The organism is Komagataeibacter europaeus LMG 18890 (genome assembly GCF_000285295.1).
GTDB lineage: Bacteria > Pseudomonadota > Alphaproteobacteria > Acetobacterales > Acetobacteraceae > Komagataeibacter > Komagataeibacter europaeus.
This window is the reverse complement of record NZ_CADP01000050.1, coordinates 1-5,950: the sequence shown is the minus strand read 5'-3', so window position 1 is coordinate 5,950 and position 5,950 is coordinate 1. Positions and strand designations below refer to the sequence as shown.

General features: G+C 63.6%; 7 protein-coding genes and 1 pseudogene. 6 read left to right on the top strand and 2 right to left on the bottom strand.

The features are described 5' to 3' along the window. From GEU01_RS26865 to GEU01_RS13280, 4 genes and pseudogenes are all read left to right on the top strand, one after another. Window positions 1–231, top strand: a pseudogene (locus tag GEU01_RS26865) (DUF2155 domain-containing protein); the annotation flags it as partial. 96 nt (window positions 232–327) lie between these two features. Further along, window positions 328–1,083, top strand: coding sequence for a trehalose-phosphatase (gene otsB, locus GEU01_RS13290; RefSeq protein ID WP_019086488.1), 756 nt, complete (start codon window positions 328–330; stop codon window positions 1,081–1,083). Further along, a complete protein-coding gene (locus GEU01_RS13285) occupies window positions 1,071–2,423 on the top strand; it encodes an alpha,alpha-trehalose-phosphate synthase (UDP-forming) (RefSeq protein ID WP_010508835.1) in 1,353 nt (450 codons plus the stop codon). Before otsB ends, GEU01_RS13285 begins: the two co-directional genes overlap by 13 nt. Window positions 2,424–2,429: 6 nt before the next feature. Beyond that, window positions 2,430–2,939 (top strand): disulfide bond formation protein B, encoded by a 510-nt coding sequence (locus tag GEU01_RS13280; protein WP_026018733.1) that lies wholly within the window; start codon window positions 2,430–2,432, stop codon window positions 2,937–2,939. Here the strand turns inward: GEU01_RS13280 and GEU01_RS24390 are convergent. Further along, entirely contained in the window at window positions 2,893–3,069 is a 177-nt protein-coding gene (locus GEU01_RS24390) for a DUF1328 domain-containing protein (RefSeq protein ID WP_010508831.1), read from the bottom strand. The genes GEU01_RS13280 and GEU01_RS24390 overlap by 47 nt on opposite strands. A gap of 125 nt (window positions 3,070–3,194) precedes the next feature. Between GEU01_RS24390 and GEU01_RS13270 the strand changes: the two genes are divergently transcribed. Both GEU01_RS13270 and GEU01_RS25765 read left to right on the top strand, forming a co-directional pair. Then, a complete protein-coding gene (locus tag GEU01_RS13270; protein WP_019086486.1) occupies window positions 3,195–5,255 on the top strand; it encodes an NAD(+) synthase in 2,061 nt (686 codons plus the stop codon). A 165-nt stretch (window positions 5,256–5,420) separates the two neighbouring features. Continuing rightward, entirely contained in the window at window positions 5,421–5,573 is a 153-nt protein-coding gene (locus GEU01_RS25765; protein ID WP_019086485.1) for a hypothetical protein, read from the top strand. A 26-nt stretch (window positions 5,574–5,599) separates the two neighbouring features. On the opposite strand, the gene GEU01_RS13260 is transcribed toward GEU01_RS25765, so the two are convergent. Next, the coding region (locus GEU01_RS13260; protein ID WP_019086484.1) for an IS66 family transposase at window positions 5,600–5,950 on the bottom strand (351 nt) is incomplete at its 5' end.

Genomic DNA, 5,950 nt, shown 5'->3' with positions numbered 1-5,950 from the left:
CCGCCGCTGGCGGTTGCCGCCGTGCCGCAGCCCGGTGCGGATGGCAGCCCGGTTCCGGTGGCCGGGGCCACCCCGTCGCCCACGTCCGGGGCGGGCGATGTCGATGCGGCGCAGCCCCTGTCCCCCACGCAGGCCCCCACGACGGCCGTGGCCCCGGTTTCCCCGCCATTGCCAACCCCGCCGCCTGCTGACCCTGCGGATGAGGGGGCAGCCCCGCTAATGCTGCATTAGATAATAGTTTAATTTGTATCGTATCAATGCTGTCGGCCTGTCCGGTGTGGTTCCGGGCTTGCGTATTCCCCAGCTTTGCCGGAGGCTAGATCCATCATGAGCAAGATACCTTCCCTTCCTTCGCTCGATCGGCTGCCCCCGCCTGCCCGCGCGGCATTCCTGCTGGATTTTGATGGGACACTGGTTGATATCGCGCCCACGCCTGAATCCGTTGTGGTGGCGCCCGGCCTGCTCGATACGCTCAAGCGCCTGCGTGACAAATGCGGGAATGCGCTGGCTGTGATTTCGGGGCGGCCCATTGACCAGATCGACCATTTTCTGGGGGACGTGCCCTATGCCGTGGCGGGTGAGCATGGCATCGCCATCCGGCACGCACCGGGGCAGGCCATTGAACGCGCCCCCCTGCCGCCGGTGCCTGCCGCGTGGCTGGAACAGGCCGACAGGCTGGCGCAGGCTTATCCTGGCGTGCGGATCGAACGCAAGAAGGCAGGGCTGGTGCTGCATTACCGCGGCGCGCCCGATGCCGGGGAGGCATTGGGCAAGGTGGCGGATGGCTGGGTTGCCGCAACAGGCGGCGCCTTTCATGTCCAGGCCGCCAAGATGGCATGGGAAATCCGCCCCGCCGGCATAGACAAGGGCCACGCGGTGGAAGTGCTCATGCAAAGCGCACCCTTTGCCGGGCGGTCCCCCATTTTCGTTGGCGATGACGTTACGGATGAAGATGGCATCCGCATGGCGGTGCATCTGGGTGGGGTCGGCTTCCGCATCCCCGCCGATTTCCCCGATCCCGCCGCCTTTCGCGGCTGGCTTGCGCAACTGGCACAGGGAGGCAGGGACGCATGGGGCGACTGATTATTGTTTCCAACCGCGTCCCGTCCCCGCGTGAACGCAGCCAGCCCGCCGGTGGCCTGGCCGTTGGCCTGAAAGACGCGCTGCGTGAGGGGGAGTCACTGTGGTTCGGCTGGTCAGGCAAGCAGGTACAGCTTCATGGCGGCGATCCCGTGCCCCGGCTGGACCGGGTTGACAACGTAACCTACGCCACCATTGACCTGACCCCGCTGCAGTATGAGGGATTTTACCAGAATTTCTCCAACGGCATCCTGTGGCCGCTGTTCCATTACCGTGTGGGACTGATGAATTATTCCCGCACGGACTGGGAAACCTACCTTGCGGTCAACGCCATGTTCGCGCGCACGCTGTTGCCGCTGCTGCGGCCCGATGACGTGATATGGGTCCATGACTACCACCTGTTCCCGCTGGGGCAGGCGCTGCGGGACCTGGGGGTGAAGTGCCGGATCGGTTTCTTCCTGCATATTCCCTTTCCACCATGGAGCCTTGTGCGGTCGCTCCCGGGCGCGGAACTGCTGCTTGAGGACATGCAGAGCTACGATCTGGTGGGCGTGCAGACCCCCGAGGATGCCGAGAACCTGAACCATTCGCTGGAAGTCAATGGCCTGCCGCCACGGGGGCAGGCGTTTCCCATTGGCATCGATCCCGATGAATTCCGCGCGCAGGCGGAAAAAAGCATGCAGGGGCCGGAGGTCAGGCGGCTCGAAGACAGCCTGCGCGGCGCAAAGCTGGTTCTGGGCGTGGACCGGCTGGATTATTCCAAGGGCCTGCCTGAGCGCTTTCGCGGGTATGAGGCGCTTCTGGCCCGCTACCCCGAACATCGTGGCAAGGTCACATTCCTGCAGGTCGCCCCGATCTCACGTGGCGGTGTCGAGGAATATCGCCAGCTGCGTCGCCAGCTGGATGAACTGACCGGGCGGATCAACGGGGCCTATTCCGAATTCGACTGGACACCCATCCGCTATATCACCCGTCCCCTGCCGCGTGAGGTTCTGGCCGGGTTCTACCGCCGGGCGGAAGCTGCCCTGATTACGCCCCTGCGCGACGGCATGAACCTTGTGGCCAAGGAATACGTTGCGGCACAGGACCCGGCTGACCCGGGTGTGCTGATCCTGTCGCATTTTGCGGGGGCCGCGCCGGAAATGGATGAAGGCATCCTGGTCAATCCGTATGACCCTGATGAGATTGCCGACGCCCTGCATGAAGCGCTGACAATGGGCCTTGCGGAACGGCGCACGCGCTGGCAGGTGCTGGAGCGCGAGGTTAGCAGCACGACAGCCGTAAGCTGGGCCGCTGACTTCATGCGCGCGCTGCAGGCGGCGCCCGCCGTGGACCGATCGTAACCAGCCATGCGTTCAACTGCTTTATTGATGGTGCTGGCAGGCTTTGCCGCACTTGGTGTGGCGTGGTGGAGCCAGGACACACTTGGTCACGTACCCTGCGGGCTATGCCTGTGGGAACGCTGGCCCTATCGTATCCTGATCGTGCTGGGGGGACTGGCCACCATTCTGCCGCGTGACACGGCGCGCGGCGTGCTGTGGCTGTGCGTGCCGGTGCTGCTGTGCGCGTTCGGGCTGTCGGTGGTGCATGTGGGGGTGGAGCAGGGCTGGTGGGCCAGTCCGCTGCCTGAATGCCGTGCGCCCACGTTCCATGGCGGCAGTTTTGCCGAACGCCTGGCCTCCATGCCGCGCCGCCCGGCCAAGCCGTGCGACGCGGCAACCTATCTGGTGCCCGGCGTGCCAGTATCCATGGCCATGATGGACGGGATCTATGCCCTTGCGCTGATCCCGCTTGTACGCCGGGGATTGCGGATCAGGGCGAAGTTCCGCGGCCGCGGCCGAAAAACAATCCAAGGATGAACAGGACGATAAAGACGAAGAACAGCACCTTGCCAAAATAGGCAAAGGTGTCAGATATGCCGCCGAAGCCAAAGACCGCGGCGATCAGGGCCAGGACAAGGAATGTGATGGTCCAGCGTAACAGGTCCATGATTCGGTTCCTTCCGATCGTTGTTGTGACAGACGTGGGCATGCCATCCGCTCTATAACAATGCGCCAGATGGCACCCGGTTCATCGGGGTCATGATTTTGGCTTTTGGGGCTGGGATACAGGATATGACAGCAGGCAGTGGCATGGCCGGATTTTACGCTCTGTACACTCATGGGTTCGCACGTGTGGCCGCGTGTACGCTACCGGTCGTACTGGCTGACCCCATGGAAAATGCACGTCGCACGTATGACGGCATCCGTGCCTGCCATGACGCCGGGGCAGTGGTCGCGGTTTTTCCCGAACTGGGTCTGTCCGGTTATGCGATCGAGGACCTGCGCCAGCAGGATGTGCTGCTGGACCGCGTGGGGGACGCCATCACGTGGCTTGCGGGGCAGACGGCAGGCCTGCGGCCGCTGGTGCTGGTGGGGGCGCCGGTCGTGTGGGGGGATGCGCTGTATAACTGCGCCATAGCCCTGCATGACGGGCGTATTCTTGGTGTCATTCCCAAATCCTACCTGCCTGATTACCGGGAATTTTACGAAGCCCGGCAGTTCAGCGCCGGTGCGGGGCTGCGGGGCGGCCATGTCGCGATCCAAGGCCATGACGTGCCGTTTGGCACCGACCTGCTGTTCCGTGCCCGCGCCGTGCCGGGTCTGGTGGTGGCCGCTGAAATCTGTGAGGACATGTGGGTGCCCCAGCCACCGGGCATTCAGGCAGCCCTTGCCGGGGCTACTGTCATCGCCAACCTGTCGGCATCCAATATCACGGTGGGCAAGGCACGCACGCGCACGCTGCTGTGCCAGTCCCATTCCGCACGATGTGTGTGTGCCTACGTCTATGCCGCGGCGGGGGAGGGGGAATCGACCACCGACGTGGCATGGGACGGACAGACCTCCATTTTTGAAAATGGTGCGATCCTGGCGGAAAGTGCGCGTTTCCCGTCCGGCCTGGTCACGCTGATGGCGGATGTGGATCTTGACCTGCTGCGGCAGGAACGCCTGCGCATGGGCAGCTTTGCCGACAACCGTGCGCATGAAGGGAGCCAGGACTGGCGCTGGATCGATCTTGCCCTGACGCCACCGGCCGGGGATATCGGCCTCCGGCGCGCCATTCCCCGCTTCCCCTTCGTGCCCAGTGACCCCGGCGTGCTGGATCAGGACTGTTACGAGGCCTTTACCATACAGGTCACGGCCCTGAAGCGGCGATTGCAGGCGTCACGGGCGAAAACGCTGGTCATCGGGGTGTCTGGCGGCCTGGATTCCACCCATGCCCTGCTGGTGGCGGTGCGGGCGGCGGATGAAAGCGGGCTGGGGCGCCAGGCGGTGCTGGGCTACACGATGCCCGGTTTTGGCACCAGCAGCGACACGCGTGGCAATGCGCATGAACTGATGACGGCGCTGGGCATACAGGCGCGCGAGATCGACATCCGTCCTGCGGCAAAGCTTATGCTGGAACAGATGGGGCACCCCTTCGCCGCGGGGAAGGACGTGTACGATGTCACGTTTGAAAATGTGCAGGCCGGGCTGCGGACCGACTTCCTGTTCCGGCTGGCCAACCAGTCGGGCGGGATCGTGATCGGCACGGGCGACCTGTCGGAACTGGCATTGGGCTGGTGCACCTATGGCGTGGGTGACCAGATGGCGCATTACAACGTCAATTCCGGCCTGCCGAAAACATTGATCCAGCACCTGATCCGCTGGGTCATGGCCAATGGGCAGGAACAGGCACGGACCTGTGCGGTGCTGGATGCCATCCTCTCCACCGAGATCTCGCCCGAACTGGTGCCCGCCACGGCCGCGCAGGCGGTGCAGAGCACGGAGTCGCTGATCGGGCCGTACGCATTGCAGGATTTTACCCTGTTCCACGTGCTGCGGTACGGCTTCCGTCCGTCCAAGGTCGCGTTCATGGCGCTGCATGCATGGGGCGACGCCACGCGGGGGGCATGGCCGCCGGGTTTCCCCGCAGATGGCAGGCGTGCCTATGCCCTGTCCGAAATCCGGCACTGGCTTGGGGTTTTCCTGAACCGTTTCTTTGGTTTCAGCCAGTTCAAGCGTTCGGCCATGCCCAACGGGCCGAAGGTCGTGGCCGGGGGGGCGCTGTCGCCGCGCGGGGACTGGCGCGCGCCATCTGATGGCAATGCCCGCATCTGGCTGGAGGAACTGGAAAAACGTGTTCCATTAAACTGAACCAATCTGACCCTGATTCCGAATTTCTTAACCCATTGCTGTCAATTACCGTCGTGAAAGCATCTCCTTCCCGGTCGTGGCGATCAAGCGACGCGGGTAGCGGATATCTGTAGCGAGGTCGGGAGACATGCATGTTCCCGCGATGCGTGAAAAGGAACGGAATGCATGGGAGTGACCGTAACCGGGGCCACTGGCCTGACGCTGGGCATCAACCCGGACAAGAGCGATATCATACTGGGACTGCACAGGGTGAGCGAGGTCGCGGCGCTGCAGTCGCTCGGCAACGTTTCCAGTGCCGAGGTCTCGGCCCTGCAGTAATCATCCGGCGAGAGACGCGGGCGTATTCAGGCGGCGATGGTATTGTGGACCTGCTGGTGGGCTTTCCAGTGCCAGGGCAGGAGTTCATGGAGGCGTGGATTGGGGATGTCATTGATCCGTGCCAGGACATCAGCGAGCCATGCATGGGGATCGACATCGTTCAGGCGCGCGGTGACGATCAGGGAATACATGGCGGCGGCGCGCTCTCCGCCACGATCGGACCCGGCGAACAACCAGGCTTTCCTGCCCAGGGCGATGCCGCGCAGGGCGCGTTCTGCTGCATTGTTTGAGAGGCAGATCCGGCCGTCAGTGAGGAATCGTGTGAATGTATCGGCACGTCTGAGAAAATAGTTCATGGCGTGGGCAACGGGATTTTT